This is a genomic window from Halorhodospira halophila SL1 (genome assembly GCF_000015585.1).
GTDB lineage: Bacteria > Pseudomonadota > Gammaproteobacteria > Nitrococcales > Halorhodospiraceae > Halorhodospira > Halorhodospira halophila.
This window is the reverse complement of sequence record NC_008789.1, coordinates 1,624,219-1,643,030: the sequence shown is the minus strand read 5'-3', so window position 1 is coordinate 1,643,030 and position 18,812 is coordinate 1,624,219. Positions and strand designations below refer to the sequence as shown.

Genomic DNA, 18,812 nt, shown 5'->3' with positions numbered 1-18,812 from the left:
AGCGTGGCCGAGATCCTGTTCCTGGTGCATCGCGTGCCGTGGCCGCCGAACAAGGGCGATAAGATCCGCTCTTACCATATCCTCCGTCACTTGACGGAGCGCCACCGGGTCCACCTCGGGACCTTTGTCGATGACCCGGACGATTGGCGTTTCCTCCCCGACCTGGAAGCGGTTTGCGCGAGCGTGTGCGCGCGTCCACTGCCGCGGCGGCGGGCGCAGCTGCGCGCGCTTGGCGGTTTTCTCACTGGAGAGCCGCTGACCCTGCCCTGGTACCGGGACCGGCACCTGGCGCAGTGGGTTCGCCAGGTGTGCCAAGCGCAGCCAATCGATGTCGCGATGTGCTTCTCCTCGTCGATGGGGCCGTACGTGCCGGATCGGCCACCTTCGCTACTGCGGGTGGTGGATTTCGTCGACATCGACTCCGATAAGTGGGGTCAGTACGCGCGCCATCGTCCCTGGCCCCTGCGGGCGGTCTTTGCCCGCGAGGCACGCCGGCTATTGGCCTACGAACGACACCTGGCGGCGTCGAGCGACGCCAGCTTGTTTGTTTCTACGGACGAGGCGGCGGCGTTCCGGAGTCTCGCGCCGGAGTCGGCGCAAAGCGTCTCGGCAATGAGTAACGGCGTGGATACGGACTACTTCGACCCGAGGCTTCTTGGGCCGAGCCCTTACGCCGCCGACGAGCGGCCGGTGGTCCTGACGGGCGCCATGGATTATTGGCCGAACGCCGATGCGGCCTGCTGGTTCGCTGAGGAGGCCTTTCCCCAGGTCCGGGCCCGGGAGCCAGCGGCTCGGTTCTACGTGGTCGGTAATCGGCCGACGCCGGCAGTGGCTGCGCTGGCAAACCGCCCCGGGGTGACCGTCACCGGCTTTGTGGACGACGTCCGCCCCTGGGTTGGTCACGCAGCCGTGGCCGTGGCGCCGCTGCGTGTGGCCCGAGGGATCCAGAACAAGGTACTCGAGGCGATGGCCCTCGGCCGGCCGATCGTCGCTTCGCCGGAGGCCCTGGAAGGACTGCAGGTCGCCCTAGGGGTGGAAGTGGAAAGCGCCGAGGCGCAGCCGGAAGCAATGGTCGAAGCGGTCTGCCGGTGCCTGGACGGGGGCGATGGTATGGGGGCAGCTGCGCGAAGGCGCGTCGTGCAGGACTACAGTTGGGCCCGGCATCTTGGCCGGCTCGACCGGCTGCTCGCTGGCACGACCGAACGGATTGATGACGATGAGGGACACGCGTTGAGTGAGGCAGCTGATGGCCAGTAACCCGGATGCGATTGTCGGCGGTGGGCTCGGGGATCGAGCGCCGTGGTACCTGCACGGGGCGGCATTGGCACTGCTCGGCGTGGTGCTGGCGATCGCCTTCCTGCCAACCTATCAGGCTATTGTGGGTATTTGGTCACGCTCAGAGACCTTCGCCCACGGTTTCCTGATCGTGCCCATCGTCCTCTTCCTGGTTTATCGGCTGCGTCACCCCCTGGCGGATCAACAGCCCAGAGTGCAACCACTGGCCCTGGTGCCGGTCGCCGGACTGGTCCTGCTCTGGGTGCTCGGCGCGTTGGTGGACGTCGACTCCGTGCGCCACTTCGCGGCGGTGCTCCTGATCCCGGCTGTCGTCTGGCTGAGCCTGGGCAACGCCGTCGCCTGGACGCTGCTCTTCCCGCTGGCCTACCTGATCTCTGCCGTCCCATTCGGTGAGTTCCTGGTCCCGCCGCTGATGGACTGGACTGCCGACTTCACGGTATGGGCAGTGCAGCAAACCGGCGTGCCGGTCTATCGCGAAGGACTGAACTTCGAGTTGCCGACCGGCCGCTGGTCCGTGGTCGAGGCGTGCAGTGGCGTGCGTTACCTCATCGCTACCGTCGCCCTGGGCACGCTGTACGCCTACCTGGTTTACCGAAGCTGGATGCGCCGGCTGGTTTTCGTGGCCTTCTCGTTCCTGGTGCCGATCCTCGCCAACGGTCTGCGCGCCTATGCGATCGTGATGATCGGACATCTCAGTGGCATGGAGTTGGCCGCGGGGGTCGATCATCTGATCTATGGCTGGGTGTTCTTCGGTGCGGTGATCGCGCTGATGTTCTGGATCGGGACCTACTGGCGCGAGGATCGGCCGATCTCCGAGGGGGCAGCGCCCGGTCCAGGCGGCGGTGGCATGGCGGAGCGGCTTAGCGACAGTACAGGGCTTGGATCGCGTTCGGTTGCTGCGGTTGCCGGGGTGGCGTTGACGGGGGGAGTACTGGTCGCTTCCGGGCCGCTCTACGCCGGATGGATGAATCAGCGGGATCTCGGCCCTGTTGCCGGGTTGGAGGAGGCGGAGCTGCCCCTCAATGACTGGGAGGCGATCGAGGCCGATCCCTGGGAGCCGGGGTATCGCAACGCGCGCGCGGCCTTCCACCGGCACTATGTCGATGGGCAAGGGGTTCCGGTGGGGGTCTACGTGGGCTACTACCGGGAGCAATTCCGGCACGGGAATATGATCACTTGGGATAATACCATGGCCGGCCGGGATCGGGACGCCTGGCGGCAACGCTCGGCCGGGCGGGCGGAGATCGATGATTGGACCCGCCCGGCACGATTCGAGCTCACCGGGCCGAATCGACAGATCCTGGCCTGGCGTTGGTACTGGGTGACGGACCGGCTGACCACCAGCCCCCACGAAGTGAAGGCGCGGGAGTCGCTGTCCCGCTTGCTCGGGGGGCGCGACGATGCAGCGCTGGTGGTGCTCTATGCGCTTTATCCCGATGATCCAGAGGAGGTTGAGCCGGCCCTGCGTCGTTTTGCGGAGGCTGCGCTGCCCGAGTTGTTGGGGACCCTGGAGGAGGTTCGGGGACGTTGACGATCGACCATGATCGCCGGCGCCCCCGGGATGGGCAGGGCTCGCGCCCGCTGATTGCCCATATCCTCTATCGTCTGGATGTCGGGGGGCTGGAGAACATCCTCGTCGAGCTGGTCCGCGGCAGCGTCCACCATGGTTTCCGGCATGTCGTCGTCTGTCTGGCGGATTACGATGAAGCGTTCCGTCGCCGGCTACCGGATGGAGTGCCCGTCCATGCCCTCCACAAGCCCCCCGGGTGGGGGTTGGGTACCCAGTGGCGTCTTTATCGGTTGTTGTGTCAGCTGCGGCCGGATGTGGTGCATACGTCGAACCTGGCCGCTTTGGAGTGCCAGCCGGTGGCCGCGCTGAGCGGCGTGCCGGGCCGCGTCCACGCGGAGCACGGTTGGGACATGGCCGATCTCGACGGGACCCGCTGGCGGTACCGCTGGCTGCGGCGGGCCCTCAGTCCCTGGGTGCAACGGCACGTGACGGTCTCCCGCCACTTGGCCGAGTATCTCACCGAGCGGGTGCGGATCCCCAAGCGCCGGGTGCGCCACATCTACAACGGCGTCGATACAAAGCGTTATCGGGCCGCGAGGCGATCATCGGAGGAGGATTCGGGGCAAGGGGGCGTCCTGGTGATTGGCACCGTCGGGCGGCTGACGGCGGTGAAGGACCAGGCGACGCTTATCCGGGCTTTCGCCCGTCTTCGCGAGCGGTTCTCGGCCAAGCGCGGGGATCTGCGATTGGTAGTGATTGGCAGTGGTCCTGAAGAGCAGTCGCTTCGGGCGTTGGCGGCGGAGTTGGATGTGGCCGATGCCGTGGAACTCACGGGCAACTGCACCGATGTCGCGACCCGGTTGGCGGCGTTCGATGTCTTTGCGTTGCCCTCCCTCGCCGAAGGGATCCCGGTGACGGTCCTTGAGGCCATGGCCAGTGGCCTTCCGGTGGTGGCATCGCGGGTCGGCGGGTTGCCGGAGCTGGTTGAGGAGGGGGTGACCGGGACGCTGGTGCCTGCGGGTGATCCCGAGCAGCTGTGTGATGGGCTGGCCGGCTACCTTCAGGAGCCGCACCGTCGGTCGTTGGAAGGGGCTGCAGGGCGCCGGCGAGCGGTGGAGCATTTCTCGGTCGAGGCCATGGTCGGGGCTTACGAAAGTCTTTATCGCGAGCTATTGGCGCCACCGGCGCGGAGCGGCTCCGTGGCAAGGAAGGGATAACTGCCAGTGTGCGGGTTAGTCGGAATCCTGGATCACGCCCTGGAAGGCGGGCGCGCCGGCGACGAGGCGCTTTTGCGGCGCATGACCGAGAGCCTGGCCCACCGGGGACCGGACGATTCGAGTATCCATCAGGAGGCCGGGGTCGGGCTCGGCCACCGTCGCTTGTCAATCATCGATCGCGCGGGGGGGCAGCAGCCGCTTGCCAATGAAGATGGCCGGGTGATCACCGTCTTCAACGGCGAGATCTACAACCATGCCGAGCTGCGGTCGACACTGGAGCAGCGCGGGCACGACTTCGCCACGCGCTGTGATACCGAGGTCATTGTGCACGCCTGGGAGGAGTGGGGCGAGCGTTGCGTCGAGCACTTCCGCGGGATGTTCAGCCTGGCGGTCTGGGATCGCAATGAGCAGGCGTTATTCCTGGCCCGCGATCGGCTCGGGATCAAGCCCCTGTGCTACGCCGAACTCCCCGACGGACGGGTGCTGTTCGCGTCCGAGATCAAGGCCCTGCTGGCCTGCGCCGAGGTGCCGAGAGACCTCGATCCGAGGGCGATCGAGGATTACTTCGCCTACGGTTATGTGCCGGATCCGCGGAGCATCTTTGCGGCCGTACGCAAGCTGCCGCCGGGGCATACGTTATTGCTACGCCGCGGTGAACCGATGGGGCCCCCGCGACAGTATTGGGACGCTACGTTCGATAGCAGCTCAGATCGCTCGTTGTCGGCGGAGCAGGCCGGCGAGGCGTTGGTCGCGCAGCTACGCGAGGCGGTGGACATCCGTCTTGAGGCCGAGGTCCCTCTGGGCGCTTTCCTCTCCGGCGGGGTCGACTCCAGTGTCGTGGTGGCGTTGATGAGCGAACTCAGTGACCGTCCGGTGGATGCGTGCTCCATTGCCTTCCGCGATCCGCATTACGACGAGGCGGAGCACGCCGGGAAGGTGGCCGGGCACCTGGGCCTCAACCACCACATCCACAAGGTGGATTCGGAGCGTTTCGACCTGATCGACGAGTTGGCGCTGCTCTTCGACGAGCCCTTCGCCGACCCGTCGGCTCTTCCTACCTACGAGGTCAGCCGGATCGCGCGGCAGCACGTTACGGTGGCGCTATCCGGGGACGGGGGCGATGAGGTGCTGGCGGGGTACCGACGCTACCGCGGTTATCAGCGGGAGGCCCGGCTGCGGGGGCGGCTACCGGATGGCCTTCGACGAGGTCTGTTCGGGTCGCTGGCCCGCTGGTACCCGAAGGCCGACTGGGCACCTAAGTACCTGCGTGGCAAGGCGACTTTCCAGGCGCTGGCGGCGGATCCGGTGGCCGGGTATCTGCGCAGCGTCGCGGTGGTCGATGACGATCAGCGCGCCCGGCTGTTCTCGCAGCGGTTTCAGCGCGAACTGCAGGGGTACCACGCCGCCGAGGTGCTGCGTGGCCACGCCGCCGAGGCACCGACCCACGACCCGCTCGCCTTTGTGCAGTACCTGGATCTCAAAACCTGGTTGCCGGGCGACATCCTGACCAAGGTGGATCGGGCAAGCATGGCCCACGGGCTGGAGGTGCGGGTGCCGCTGCTCGATCACCGGTTCATGGAGTGGGCGGGGCGGTTGCCTACGGATCTCAAGGTCCGCAATCAGCAGGGCAAGTGGCTCCTCAAGCGGGCCTTCGAGGATCGCCTGCCCCACGATGTCCTCTACCGCACCAAGCAGGGGTTCAATATGCCCATCGCGGAGTGGTTTCGCGGACCGCTGCGCCAGCGGCTCCGCGAAGCCGTGCTCGGCAAACGGCTGATGGACAGCGGTTACTTCGATGCGAGCCGGTTGCGCACCCTGGTCGATGAACACCAGTCCGGGCGAAGCAATCACGCCCGTCCGCTGTGGGCCCTGCTGATGCTGGAGTCCTTCCTGCGCCGCTGTGTGGAGGGGGCGCGGTGACCCCCTGGCTGGTCCGTGGGCTCCTGTTGCCCGCCCATGAGCGGCTGCGTGGCCGGGCAACCCTCGCCGAACTGGCGGCCCTGCGTCGGGGCGAGCAGCACCCCGACGCGGTGTACCGGCTGCGTCGCGAGAAGCTGGCGGCCCTCCTGGAGCACTGTCGGGATCGGGTGCCGTTCTATCGGGCGCGGCTGCCCGCTAACGGGGCCCTGGAGGTCACCGATTTCCCAGTGCTCGAGCGGGATACCGTGCGCGAGCACGGCGATGCGCTGTGTAGCGATCACTACCCGGGCAGGCTCCTGCCCTCGTCCACCGGCGGATCTTCGGGGCGTCCGCTCACGTTCTGGACCGATCCGGTCAAGGAGACCCGGCATAACGCCCATAAGCTGCGTTTTCGCACTTGGTTCGGGGTGCGCCCAGGGGATCGGCAAGTGGATTTCTGGGGATCCCCCGTCGAGTTGAACAAGTCGTCGCGGTTTCGCCGGTTCAAGGATCAGTATCTGCTCAACCAGGCGCTGTGTTCGGCGCACGATCTGAGCCCGGATCGGTTGGAGGCTTATTTGCGCTTCCTCGGCCGGTTCCGCCCCCACCTTGTTTACGGCTACCCGACGGTCATCGCCCGGGTGGCACGCCATGCGGCGGATCACCCGCGACTGCTAGGGGGGTGGCGACCCGATTTGGTCGTCTGCACCTCCGAGATGCTCTATCCGCAGCTGCGCGAGGCGATTACAGCGGGCTTGGGAGCGCCGCCGGTGGCCAATGAGTACGGGTCTAGGGATGCCGGGCTGACCGCCCATGAGTGTCGTGAGGGGCGACTGCACATCGCCGCCGAGCACGTATGGGTGGAGGTGGACGCGCCGGACGCCTCCGGGGTGGGCGATCTGCTGATCACCAACCTGGACGGTTTCGGCATGCCCCTGATCCGCTACCGCGTCGGGGATCGAGGCCGGGTCAGCGCTGGAGCCTGTCCCTGCGGCTCGCCGCTGCCGGTGCTCGACCGGTTAGAGGGGCGTCGCAATGATTTCCTCGTGGGGGCGGAGGGACGTCGGATCCACGGCTCAGCGGCGAACTATGTGCTCCGGGAAGTGCCGCAGGTGGTGCAATACCGGCTTGTGCAGCGAACGGACCGGAGCCTGGATATCCAGGTGGTTGCCGATGCCGATTGGGGGGAGGCCGAGGCGCGTCAGGTGGCAGAGGGCCTGCGTCGGACCCTCGGGATGGAGGTGCCGGTGCGTTTCGAGCGGGTTTCCGTGATACCGCCGAGTGCGTCCGGGAAGTATCGCTGGGTGGAAAGCGAGGCGCTTGAGCCGTGAGGATTCTCTACCACCATCGCACCCGGGCCGAGGACGCGCAGGGCGTGCACATCCGCGCGCTGGTCGATGCGTTTCGCGCGCTTGGCCATACCGTGGATATCGTCGAGCCGCGATCGTTGCGGCGAACACCGGGAAGAGCACGAGGGTCGCGCTCTGAGCGCATCGAAAAGGATGGGCAGGGGGAGGGGGCCGGGCAACGGGAAGCGGCCGCCGAAGCCGGTCCGACCCTGGCCGGTCGGGCGATCCCGCACTGGCTCTATGAGCTGCTGGCACTGGCCTACAACGGCCCGGCGTTCGCCCTGCTCCTCGCGCGTGTGCTGGCACGGCGCCCCGATCTGATCTACGAACGGTATTCGCTGTTCTCCTTCGCGGGACTGTTGGTGGCCCGGCTGATCCGTCGCCCCTTCATCCTCGAGGTCAATGCGCCGCTCAGCCTCGAGCTTGAGGCCCACGGGGGGCTGGTCTGGCGCCGGGCGGCGCAGTGGATCGAAGACTGGCTCTGTCGATCGGCAACCCGCACGGTGGTGGTTAGTCACGCCATGGCGCGGATCTTTATCGAGCGTGGCGTGCCGGAAGGGCGGCTGCTGGTGTTGCCCAACGGGGTGGACGGCTCGGTCTTCCATCCCGGGGTCGATGGCGATGCCATCCGGGCACGCTACGGGCTGACGGGCTGCCAGGTGGTGGGCTTCGTCGGCTGGATCCGCCCATGGCACGGCGTGGATGGGTTGCTGGAGGCGATGGCGCCGCGGCTGCACGGCGGGAGTGCGGCGCGGTTGTTGATTGTTGGCGACGGCCCCGCGGTACCGGCGCTGCAGCGACAGGCCGAAGCGCTGGGGATTACCAAGCGGGTGGTCTTCACTGGGCCGGTCGAGCGCTCGGAGATCCCGGCACACATCGCTGCCTTGGATGTTGCCGTGCAGCCCGACGTGACCGCCTACGCCTCACCGATCAAGCTCTTCGAGTATCTGGGTGTCGGCCGAGCGGTGGTTGCCCCGGATCGGCCCAATATCCGCGAAGTCGTCGAGGACGGGGTGACCGCACGCCTCTTCCCGCCCAACAACTGGCAGGCCCTTGCGGACCGCCTGGTCGAACTGCTCGAAGACCCTGCGGCCCGAGAGACCCTGGCCGGGAACGGCGCCCACCGGATCCACCAGCACGGCTACACCTGGCTCGAGAATGCACGACGCGTGATCACGGCGGCCGAGGCTGCTAACGGTCGGCGCGTTCCCGAGGGGGTGTCGTAGCCGTGACGGGCGGCCAAGTATCGGATCGCCGGCAAGGGCCGCGCGTGGTGGTCTTCACCCGCGTTTACCCCAACGAGGCGCAGCCCACCTTCGGGGTCTTCGTGCGCGAGCGTATGACCCGGGTGGCCGATTCCCTGCCGGTGGTTGTGGTGGCACCGGTACCTTGGTTTCCGGGGGAGGGTATCGTCCGGCGCTGGAGGCCGTGGTATCGGCCCTCTGTGGCGTATTGCGAGGAACAAGCCGGGACGACCGTCTACCACCCGCGTTTCCTCTGCCTGCCGGGTGTGCTGAAAAGCCTCGACGGTCTGTTCCAGGCCCTCGGGGCGTTGCCCACCCTGCGGCGGCTGCGCCGAAGGGGTCAGCTCGATTTGCTCGACGCGCATTTCATCTACCCGGACGGGGTGGCCGCCTGGCTCGCCGCTTGGTGGCTGGGCTGCCCTTACACGGTGACCCTGCGGGGGACCATCGTGCGGATCTCGCGCACCCGGGTGCGCCGTTTCCTGGCGCGGCGAGCGCTACGCCATGCCGCGCGGGTCTTCTCGGTTTCGGAGTCGCTGCGCAGTGTGGCGCTGGGGATGGAGCCGCAGCGGTCCGTGGAGGTCGTTCCGAACGGGATCAACCTGGCGCTATTCGGGCCTGAGGATCGGATGGCCTGCCGGCGAGCGCTCGGGATCCCGGAGCGTGCCCAAGTGTTGATTACGGTCGGGACGCTGAACGAGCGCAAGGGGTTTCATCGGGTGATCGAGCTGATGCCGTCCCTGGACGAGCAGATCGGCGACCTCCACTACCTGGCTGTGGGAGGGGGGAGCCCCGACGGCAATGACGAACAGCGCCTGCGGGATCTGGCAAAAGATCTGGGGGTGGCGGAGCGTGTGCACTTTGCCGGTGCGGTGGCCTCGGAGCGCCTTCGCTTTTACTACGCGGCGGCGGACCTTTTCGTGCTCCCCACCCGTTTCGAAGGGTGGGCGAATGTCTTCCTCGAGGCGGCCGCCTGCGGGCTGCCTACGGTGACCACCGATGTCGGGGGTAACGCCGAGGTGATCGCTCACGACCAGCTCGGGACGCTGGTGCCGTTCGGGGATACGGAGGCGCTGCGCCGGGCCATTGTTGAGGCCCTGGCGTATGACTGGGATCGGCAGGTGATCCTGGACTACGCGCAGGCGAACGCCTGGCAGACCCGGATCCCCTCCTTGGTGGACAAGCTCGAGGCCGCCGCTGACGGCGCCGGGCAGGGTGCGCGTCGGCCTGCCGGCGGGGGCGGGGAGGGTCCGTGCCGGTGATCGAGCGGGCTTGGCTGGAGCCTTGGGTTGGCGGTCTGGCTGCCTATCTGGAGCCGGACGGCCGGTTGCGCGAGCCGGACACCCTGGACGGCTGGACACCGACCGATCATTATGCGCCGATCTTCGCCGCACTCGCACTACACGTGCACCCGCAGTTCGGGGATTGGCGGCGGCCGCTGGATGCCTGGACGGCGCTACCGGTTGCGCAGCGCGGCCACGAGCCCTTCAATCGCCTTGGGCTTCGGCTGCTGGAGAGTCGGCTTGAGCGCGAAGGCGCGCAGCAGGCCGATCGGGATCGCGTACGCCGCGCGCTTCGCGGATGCCGCTTGCGCAGGCGCTATCCGTCGAACAACTGGACCCTGCTCGCCGCTACGGTTCGCCTCCTTGAGGCGGAGACGCCGTTTCTTCGTCAACGCCGCGCGGAACGGTTGGCTGCCCTGACCGAGCGCTGGATGACCTCGGCCGGGGGCTTCGTGGATTTTCCGGCTGGGAGCGGTGGTCGGGTTGCGACCCCGGTGGCCTACCATGTGAAAGCGCTGCTCTGCCTCTGGCTGGCGGTGTGCCGGGTCGATCACCCGCGGCTCCGCGCCCTGCTCGAGCGCGGATGGTCCTGGCTGGATCTGGTAGCGACGCGAGGGGGGTATTGCGGTGGCCTCGGACGGAGCAATCACGCCCTCTTCGGGGACGCCTGCCTGATGGCGGTGCTCGGCGGCGTTTTGTCGTCCGGCGGCGATGGCCTGGAGAGGGGCCACTCCGGGGTGGTGCTGCTCGAAGCCCTGCGCCAGCGTCTGGAGCGCCAAAGGCGGGAGGATGGACTTCTGTGGCTGACGCCGGCGTGTCGCAGCGGCGCTGAAGGGGGGTGGGACCGGTATATGCACTTGAGCGTCTACAACGCTTGGACGGCCGGCTTACTCAGCCTGGTGGCCGACGGCGATGAGGCGCTGGTCGCCGGTCGCGCACCGGTGTGCGAGTTCAATCTCGGTGGTTCGGCAGAGCGAGCGCCCCGGGAAGACCGGGCGGCGGGGCTTCTGCGGGCCGATGGCGATGACTGGACCGTCTGTGTGAACCTCAAGGGTCAGGCGGTGCAGGGCTATAGCCGGGGCGAAGGGGATCTGCGATCGGCGGCGGGGCAGGCCTTTCACCTGGAGGTAGCGGGGCAGCCGGTCCTTCCAAGCGCGACGCGGCGCCCTCGATCCGACTGGCTGGCCGAGCCGCGGCAGGCCGGGTGGGTGCCGCTGGTGCTCGATGGGGGCGAGCTGTACGGTCCCCTGCTTTTTGAACGCACCGGGTGGGCATCGACGGCTGTGGGGCTGCGTTGGTGGGGCGAGGGTGCCCCCGTAGCGCTGTGCCGGCCGCGCGCCGGCTCCTGGAGGGAACGGATCCGGGACGCCATCGATTGGCGGCTCCTCGGTGGTGCCTGGCAGCGGCGCCAGGGCGCCTCACCGCCTCGTCTGGCGGGTCACAGCTGGCGCGTGGAGATGGTCTGGGATGGGGACAACCGTCACCTGATTGCGCGTTGGACCTTGTTGGGCCAGCCGGACTCAGGTGCACGGGTGTTGAACCCGGGGGGCTGGTCCTTGACGCCGTGCCCCTCGGCGTCTGCTCCGTTAGACGGAGAGGCGGCGGGGGGCGAGGCCCATTGCAGTCTGGGTCGCGCCGTGGCCGGCTGCGATCCTGAGCCCCTGCGCTGGCCGGCCCGCGATTACAGCTGGCAGATCGTCCGCACCCTGGCCTAGAACGGCCACAACCCCCCGCCGCCGTAGTACGCCAACACCATCAGATAGGCCACAAAGAGGGTTCCGAGGATCCCTGCAAAGATCATGAGCTCGAGCCGTTGACGCCGCCGCCGGTTCGGGGTCGGGACCCGGGTGACCGAGCCCAGTACGGGGCGACGGGTGATCTCCGCCAGGCGTGCGGTGGAGGTGACGGTGCCGCGCAACTGAGCGAGCAGGTAGGCCAGTCCGGAGCCGGCGCCGAGGCCTAGCAGGAGGACACCGCTCGCAAGCAGGGGGCGATCGGGTGCGGACGGCGAACTCGGCCGTGTCGGCGGCTCCAGGACCCGGAAATCGACGGCAGCCGTCTCGGTCTCGACGGACCCGGTCATGGCGGCCCGCTCGCGGGTGGTCAGCAGTTGGCGATAGCTTTGCTGCAGCACCTCGTGGTCGCGCTTTAAGGCATTGAATCGGGATTCGATGGCAGGAACCTGATCGACAAGCGCGGCGATGTTCTCCACGCGCCGCTTATGCTCTTGAACGCGGGTTTCCAGCGAAGCAGCATGGCTTTCTGCGTCAACCAATGCCAACCGGAGCGGGCTGCCGACAACGCCCTCGACGGACCGAGCGGGATCTGCGAGAGCCATGCGGGTTTCTTCACGGCGCCGCTCCTCAAGCTCCTTGAGGATGCGTCGAGTTTGGGCGACGTCCGGGTGGGCATCCGTGAAGTGGCGCCGCATCTCATCGAGCTGGGATTCCAGCCGGCTGATCCGTTGGTCCAGCCGGGGGTTACTCAAATGCGCGTCCTCGGCAATGGGGGATTGTCTGTCTTTTTCGAGCCTGGCCTGCAGAGTTTCTAAACGTTGGGCGTGTTCGTCCCGCTCGAGCTGTGCCTGCTCAAGGGCGTCGCGAGCGCGCTCCAGCCGGGTGTAATAGTTGCCGCCAGCGCTGAGCAGCGAATGGTTCTCACGCTTGAAGGATTCAAGCTCAGCCTCCTTGTTCTGCAGCTGACTGGCGTAACGTTGGAGCTGTCGCTCGATGAACGTCTGCGAGGAGGCGAGATCAACCCGCGAGTCGCCAAGGCCGCGCTCCATGAACAGATTGGAGGTCTCGCGGACGACCCGATAGGCGACCTCGGGATCCCGGTGGGAAAAGGCGATGGTGTAGATGTTATCGCGCCGGCCACCGTCCAATTGAATGCCGCCGCGCAAGGTGCCGATCAACGCTTGTTCATTATCCTGGTTGAGCAGGACATCGAGATCCGCTTGGCGAGCGATCTCCCTGAGGTTGTCGTTGCTGAGAAGGGTTACAGTCATCATGCGGACGCGCTGCTCTGTGTCCGGACGGACGGTCATACCGCGTAACAGGGGTTCGAGCACGGTCTGAGAGTTTACGTAGACGCGGCTTGAAGACTGATAGACATCGGGTAAGGTGTTGATGTAAGCCCAGCCGACCAGGCAGACCGCCCACGCGACCGGGATCAGCCACCACCGGCGCCGCCAGGAGGCGCGCAGCTGCTGGATAATGTGCTGATAGAGTTGCTCTAAACCCACTTGCCAACCTCCGCGGCTCGCGCCTTTCGAAAAAATCCCACCGGATCTGAATATCGACCTAAACGCTGGCCAGTGGCTGCGATACTGGACCGTCACCAGTCAAGTGTAGTGGAGGTTCGAGCGGGGGAAGTGGCAGGGGACAAAAAACCCGACTTGCCAGCCGCTCGGGGTGGGGCCGGCAAGTCGGGGTCGTTGGCTTAGCTTGTGGGTCGCGGGAAGACCGTTAGTCGGTCTTGTCCTCAGGCGACACCTTGTCGGAGAGCTTCTGCGAGTACTCGCCGAGGACCGGAACCTCCCAGTCCTTGCTCTGGAACGCGTTGAAGGCCATGAACAGCAGGCCGATCAGACCCACCCAGAACACCAGGGGCATCCCGGCGAAGGCGGCGTTGAGGATTGCCACGCAGATCCAGATCACGGCAATGACGGCGGAAATCGCCAGCGACTGTGCGGCGTGGAAACGCACGAACGGGTCGGCGCGATCGAGCAGCAGGAAGATGGCACCCGTAATGGGCCCGCCGACATAGGACAGACCGGCGGCGAAGTGACGCGGTAGCCCGGAATTGCCGAGGAAGGCCTCGCCGCTGTCGCTGCTGCTCTTGCTGGAGCCGGAAGCCGCAGAGCCCGAGGCCGTGGAGCTGCTGGTCGAGGCGGAGCTGCTCGCCTTGCCGGTCGTGCTGCTGGTGCCCTTGCTGGCACTGCCCTGCTCAGCGGCGGTCTCCACCGTGCCCGACTTGGCAGCCTCGGACTTGGCGCTCTCGGACTTGGTGGCGCCGGCCTTGGCCGTGCTTCCCGTGGATTTGGTGGTGCTGCTCTTGGTGCTCGTTTCCGAGGTTTTCTTGGTCGACTTGTCGTTCATGTCCTCGCTCATTCTGGACACCTCCATGGAAAAGCCCCATCAGGGCGAATCATACCCCCGGCCCGTCGTCACAGTACCGAGGAGCGATAACCTCCGCAAACCGCTAGTCTGGGCCGCCCTCAGTTGTTCCCCGTGGGTAACCATGAATTCGCGCGGCCCATGGGTTGCTCCGAAAACAATGTGTCAAGCGAACCCCGGAGGGTTCCACTGGTCCATCATGCGCTGTCTTGCCACATCTAATCGTTCCGACATCAGCGCCGAAAAGCGTTTCAGGATCTGGTATCCAAAAGCCGGATCCGCCTCACAGCGGGCGATAACCGCCGCGCCGTCAAACACCAGCAATTCGGTGGTGTCCTCGGCGCGGGCGTTGAAGTTCCAGCGGTACGGAGGAATCAACCAGGACCAACCGATGATCTGATCCGCCCCCAGGCGCTGAACCTCCAGCGTGGGCCCGCTGATGGCGGGGACCTCGAGGACGACGCCGCCGGAGCGGATCAGGTAGAAGGCGTCCGCGGCGTCGCCGTTGCGGAACAGGACCTCGTCCTGCTCCAAGGAGCGCGCAGCCGCGCATTCGGCCAGGAACTCGACGTGGGCACGCTCCAACCCTGAGAAGAACTCCTGATCGGACAGGATGTTGGCGATGGATGCGGGCATGGTGCGTGTCTCCTGGGGCGGATGATCCGCCGCCGCCGGCTCCGTGCCCGGCCGCTCGACGGGTACGGCTTAACTTGCAATGCGTGACGGCTCCGGCCATCGACGCTCTTCGCGCTCCCCACTGTAAAGGTAATCGCGTGTCAAAGGCACTGCGTCTTGCTGCCGCGCCAGCTGCAGCTGCAGGACCATCATCCCGCGCCAGCGGAAGGCGGCCTCGCTGACCGCGAGGTAGAACTCCCACATGCGGCAAAAGGACTCGCTCTTGGCCTCGGCCACTCGCCCGCGGATGCGCTGAAAGCGCTTCTGCCAGTGGGCCAGGGTGTAGGCGTAGTGCAACCGCAGCACCTCGATGTCGGTGGTGCGGATTCCCACCCGCTCTACCGACTCCATGACCTCGGAGGTGGCGGGGATGTAGCCGCCCGGGAAGATATAGCGCCGGATCCATGGGTTGGTGACCCCCGGCGGATTGAAACGTCCGATGCTGTGGACCAGGGCCACGCCGTCCTCGGTCAGCAGTCGGCGGATGGTGTCGAAGTAGGTGTCGTAGAAGGGAACGCCCACGTGCTCGAACATGCCGACGCTAACGATGCGCTCGAACGGTCCGGTGACGTCCCGGTAGTCTTGCAGCCGGATCTCGACGCGATCGGCCACGCCAGCCTGCCGGACCCGCTCCTGGGCCAGACGCTGCTGCTCGCGGGAGAGGGTCAGGCCCACCACCTGCACCTGTTCGTGCCGGGCCAGATGGATGGCCATCGACCCCCAGCCGCAGCCGATGTCCAGAACTCGGTCCCCCGGGCGCAGGCAGAGCTTGTGACGAATGTGGGCGGCCTTGGCCCGCTGGGCCGATTCCAGATCCATCTCGGGATCCCGGAAATAGGCGCAGGAGTAGTGCATGTCGGTGTCCAGGAAGTTCTGGAACAGCCAGTCGTCCAGGTCGTAATGGGAGGCGACGTTGCGCCGCGCGGCTGCTGCGCGGTTCCACTGCTGCAGCGGGCGCGAGGCCCAGATCAGCCAGCCCTTGAGGCCCCCGTTCCGCGGCGGCGGAAAGTTGTGCAGGAGGACCTCCAGTACAGACAGGAGCCCGCCTTCACCAGGGCTCCAGTCGCCGTCCATGTAGGTCTGACCGAGCATGAACTCCGGATCGAGTGCGATCCGCCGCAGGGTGCGACGGCGGTGGAGACGCATGACGCCGTGCGGTGGGCCACCGTCGCCGTAGACCCGCTGCTCGCCGTCATCGTAATGCAGCTCCAGGGTTCCGCGGCGGATGCGTTGGCCAAGTCGTTGCTCCACCCATTCCATAGAGACGACTCCATCATGCCTGCCTGGTGGGCCCGGCCCGGGGGCCGGACAAAAAGACACTTCCATCAGTGTGGCTCAAGAAACCGGCGGTGTTGGAGGGGGGTGGGCGGGACTCAGGCGCGCACCCCGTGCGCTTTATCGCCGCGGTTAGCGCCGAAGTGAGCGCCGGGCGCGGACCAGGCTGCGGTACCAGTCGCGGCGGGGCAGGGGGACCGGTGTCGGGCGTCGGCTCAGTAGGCTCACCTGGCTGGCCTGCTCACTGAGTTGCTGGCCGCGGGAGATGGTCGCCAGGACCCGTTCACGGGCGCCGTAGGTCTCGGTCAGGAACTGCCGGCCGTCTTCGGTGAGTTCCACGTGGTAGTGGCGCACCAGCGCCAGGGCCAGCTGTTCAGCGGAGCGACTCAGGTCCTCCTCGACGCTGGCCGCCATGGCCTCGCCGAGGTCGCGTTTCTCCCGGGCGCTCATGCCCGGTTCAAGCCCACCAAGGTAGCTGGCGTTGGTGGCCCCCAGGCCGCGCTGCACCTCCGGGCGCGAAAGCTGGATATGGGGCTCCAGGGCCAGTGCGGTCTCAACGGCCAGGTGGCGGGCGCGCTGGGGGGTCAGGTTGCGCAGGTGTTCCCTGTTGTGGCGACCCTGCGGATCTGAGCGCAGCCACTCCAGCCCCTCGTCCCTGAGGTGGCGCATAAGTTGTTGGCAGACGGTCTGTTTGGCGTCCTCTTCCAGGGAGATGGTCCGCTCGACAATGCGCAATCCACGGCCGCCTCGGTCGGTGCGCAGCCGTTGTGGATCGCCGGGCAGGGCGCTGGCGAGGTCGTTCCAGCGTTCGGTGGCCTTGAGCAGTTCGGCGTGGGCGTTGCCCAGGGTCACCAGGGCCTCGCGGGCCGAGCGATACAGAGATAAGGCGGTGCTTAGGGTGTCGGCCGTGCGCGCCAGCCGTTCGCGGCTGGCGCGGTCCAGGGCGCGGCGCTGCTCCAGGGCCTGGAGCCGGTCGATGCGCATCTGCAGGTCATCCATGGCCGCTATGACGCGTTCCAGCAGCTTGTTCGGGGGAAGCTCCTCGGGGACCAGCTCGTAGGGCAGGGCGTTGGCCTCGATCAGCCAGGCCGCCAGGGCGCGGATTCGGTTGTCGCTGGCCGCCTGGGCTAGACGATAGCGACTGCGGGTGGTCTCCAGGGCTTCCAGCGCGCGGGCGAGCTGCCAGCGGCCACGGTAGGTAAAGGTGAGGATGGGAATCTCGCGCCCATTGATCAGTTCGAAGGCGAGACCGAGCATATCCTCGACGTCGCCCATGGTGATCAGCAGCGGATTGTCTTCCTCGAAGCCGGCCAGCACGCGCTCGATGAACGCCTCATTGCGCTGGATGCCCGCGCGCAGCTGGGGGACTTCGCCGAGGAACCGTTCGCGCAGCGCGTTCGCTGCCAGCGGCGCCTCGCCACGGATCTGCTGGTAGGCGGCATCGAAGAGCTCCTCGTGCTGGGCGTTGAGATCCCGGATGCGGGTGAAAAGGCCCGAGCGGCGGTAGCTCTCGATGCGTGCCAGGATCTCGCCGAGCTGGCGGTCCCCGGTGAGATCCTGGCAGGCCAGGCCGATCCCGGCCGGGGAGAGGTCGACGCGGCGCAGAAGCTGGCGCGCCGCCTCGCTGCGTCGCGCGTGGCCGCTCAGGCCGGCGACGTGAAGATCGCGGCTGGCCAGGATCAGGTCGCCGAGGTGGTCGATGGCGCTGGATACCTCGGCCTCGGCGCGTTCCTGGGCGGGCCCCCAGGTGCTGTCGTAGACGATCTTGGCGAGCAGACCGATCAGCCCGGAGAGCACCGTGAAGGTGGTGAAATAGATCAGCAGCTGGGTGTGGGGTGGCTGGCCATAGGCAACCCAGTAGCCGCCGGTCAAGCCGAGCCCCGTCACCGGGCCGGCGGTCCAGGCCAGGCTCAGCAGTGAGCGGGAGACGCGTACCCGACGTACCGCCCGGGACCACTGCTCTAGGCGCTCGTTGGCTTCGCGGTCCAGCGATACGCCCTGTGAACTGGGCTCGTCCGCAGCGGGGGCGGGCGATTGCCTTTTCCAGCTTAGGAAGCGCACCGGGACCGGTTAACGGAATTCGTGCTCGTACTCTTCGACCAGCGACTCGGCTAGATCGAGTGGAATCGCGTAGCTGATACCACTCGGTTCGCGCACGGCCGCTTCACGCCCACCCTGAACAAATACCTTGTTTAGCACGGCATAGACCTGTCCGGTGCTGATGTCGTAAACCGGGCTGCCGCTGTTGCCCGGATAGGCGGTGCCGTCGAGCTGGAACACCATCGGCGGCTCTTCCCGGCGAAGCCGCGCCACCTGTCCGGGGTCCAGTTGATCGTCTCGTTGTGCCGGCAATGCCAAGGGGGTGCGCGCAGAGATGATCGCGGTGTGCGTCACCGGATAGAAACCGATCACCATGCCAATCGGGAAGCCGGTGTAGGCCACCTGGTTGCCGGGGCGCAAGTCGTTCGGGTCGCCGATGTTCAGAGCCGGGAGTGGATCGCCTTCGATGCGCAGGATGGCCAGATCGTGGGCCCTGGAACGGGCCACGGGCTCTGCGGTGCGTATATCGGGCGACCCCGGCTCACCGACCAGAACGATCAGGCTTTCCCGGCGCTCTTCATCCAGGGTCTCGGGGAGGACGTGTTGGTTGGTCAGCACTGCATTGCCGTCTGCGATGACAAAGCCGGTCCCCCGGAAATCAACGCGGGGATTGCGCGTCGGGGCATGGGTGCCAACCCCCACTACGGAAGGTGTGATCGATTCGATCGTGTCAGCTAGGTCATCCTTGGCAAACGCCGAGGTCGCTGTAGATTTCGCGATCAGGAGTAGAGCGCCGAGCCCCAGTAGCCAACATGTGAGAGAACGGGGATGTCGGGTCATCCGTGCCGGCTCCAGGTGAGTGCGACTAGGTGGTGATGGATCTGATGACCATTCGACCATAACCGT

14 protein-coding genes are annotated in these 18,812 nt (G+C 66.8%); 8 read left to right on the top strand and 6 right to left on the bottom strand.

What is annotated here, in order from left to right:
- Positions 1–3 precede the first annotated feature (3 nt).
- Genes HHAL_RS07660 through HHAL_RS07625 form a run of 8 tightly spaced genes read left to right on the top strand, consistent with a single transcriptional unit; the run spans position 4 to position 11,513 of the window.
- The gene (locus HHAL_RS07660) at positions 4–1,257 is read left to right on the top strand and encodes a TIGR03087 family PEP-CTERM/XrtA system glycosyltransferase (RefSeq protein WP_011814304.1); all 1,254 of its coding nucleotides are present in this window, start codon (positions 4–6) and stop codon (positions 1,255–1,257) included.
- Positions 1,247–2,827: an exosortase A gene (gene xrtA, locus HHAL_RS07655; RefSeq protein ID WP_041595104.1), complete on the top strand. Its 1,581-nt coding sequence runs from the start codon at positions 1,247–1,249 to the stop codon at positions 2,825–2,827. The genes HHAL_RS07660 and xrtA overlap by 11 nt, the downstream gene beginning before the upstream one ends.
- The gene (locus HHAL_RS07650; protein ID WP_011814302.1) at positions 2,824–4,023 is read left to right on the top strand and encodes a TIGR03088 family PEP-CTERM/XrtA system glycosyltransferase; all 1,200 of its coding nucleotides are present in this window, start codon (positions 2,824–2,826) and stop codon (positions 4,021–4,023) included. Before xrtA ends, HHAL_RS07650 begins: the two co-directional genes overlap by 4 nt.
- Positions 4,024–4,029: 6 nt before the next feature.
- Positions 4,030–5,943, top strand: a complete 1,914-nt coding sequence (locus HHAL_RS07645; protein WP_011814301.1) for an XrtA/PEP-CTERM system amidotransferase — start codon at positions 4,030–4,032, stop codon at positions 5,941–5,943.
- Positions 5,940–7,253 carry a phenylacetate--CoA ligase family protein gene (locus HHAL_RS07640; RefSeq protein ID WP_011814300.1) on the top strand — a complete coding sequence of 438 codons (1,314 nt, stop codon included), beginning with the start codon at positions 5,940–5,942 and terminating at the stop codon, positions 7,251–7,253. The genes HHAL_RS07645 and HHAL_RS07640 overlap by 4 nt, the downstream gene beginning before the upstream one ends.
- The gene (locus HHAL_RS07635) at positions 7,250–8,497 is read left to right on the top strand and encodes a glycosyltransferase family 4 protein (protein WP_011814299.1); all 1,248 of its coding nucleotides are present in this window, start codon (positions 7,250–7,252) and stop codon (positions 8,495–8,497) included. The genes HHAL_RS07640 and HHAL_RS07635 overlap by 4 nt, the downstream gene beginning before the upstream one ends.
- 2 nt (positions 8,498–8,499) lie before the next feature.
- The gene (locus tag HHAL_RS07630; RefSeq protein ID WP_011814298.1) at positions 8,500–9,777 is read left to right on the top strand and encodes a glycosyltransferase; all 1,278 of its coding nucleotides are present in this window, start codon (positions 8,500–8,502) and stop codon (positions 9,775–9,777) included.
- A complete protein-coding gene (locus HHAL_RS07625) occupies positions 9,768–11,513 on the top strand; it encodes a hypothetical protein (RefSeq protein WP_011814297.1) in 1,746 nt (581 codons plus the stop codon). The genes HHAL_RS07630 and HHAL_RS07625 overlap by 10 nt, the downstream gene beginning before the upstream one ends.
- Here HHAL_RS07625 and HHAL_RS07620 read toward each other — a convergent pair.
- From HHAL_RS07620 to HHAL_RS07595, 6 genes are all read right to left on the bottom strand, one after another.
- Entirely contained in the window at positions 11,510–13,042 is a 1,533-nt protein-coding gene (locus HHAL_RS07620; protein ID WP_011814296.1) for an XrtA system polysaccharide chain length determinant, read from the bottom strand. The genes HHAL_RS07625 and HHAL_RS07620 overlap by 4 nt on opposite strands.
- 223 nt (positions 13,043–13,265) lie before the next feature.
- Positions 13,266–13,910: a DUF4870 domain-containing protein gene (locus HHAL_RS12650; RefSeq protein ID WP_049751539.1), complete on the bottom strand. Its 645-nt coding sequence runs from the start codon at positions 13,908–13,910 to the stop codon at positions 13,266–13,268.
- A gap of 171 nt (positions 13,911–14,081) precedes the next feature.
- Positions 14,082–14,552, bottom strand: coding sequence for a Crp/Fnr family transcriptional regulator (locus HHAL_RS07610; RefSeq protein WP_011814294.1), 471 nt, complete (start codon positions 14,550–14,552; stop codon positions 14,082–14,084).
- A gap of 69 nt (positions 14,553–14,621) precedes the next feature.
- Complete coding sequence (locus tag HHAL_RS07605) at positions 14,622–15,851, bottom strand: SAM-dependent methyltransferase (RefSeq protein WP_011814293.1); 1,230 nt, start codon at positions 15,849–15,851, stop codon at positions 14,622–14,624.
- Positions 15,852–15,998: 147 nt separating this feature from the next.
- Positions 15,999–17,927, bottom strand: a complete 1,929-nt coding sequence (locus HHAL_RS07600) for a hypothetical protein (protein WP_011814292.1) — start codon at positions 17,925–17,927, stop codon at positions 15,999–16,001.
- A gap of 9 nt (positions 17,928–17,936) precedes the next feature.
- Positions 17,937–18,746, bottom strand: a complete 810-nt coding sequence (locus HHAL_RS07595; protein ID WP_011814291.1) for a S1 family peptidase — start codon at positions 18,744–18,746, stop codon at positions 17,937–17,939.
- Positions 18,747–18,812: the final 66 nt, after the last annotated feature.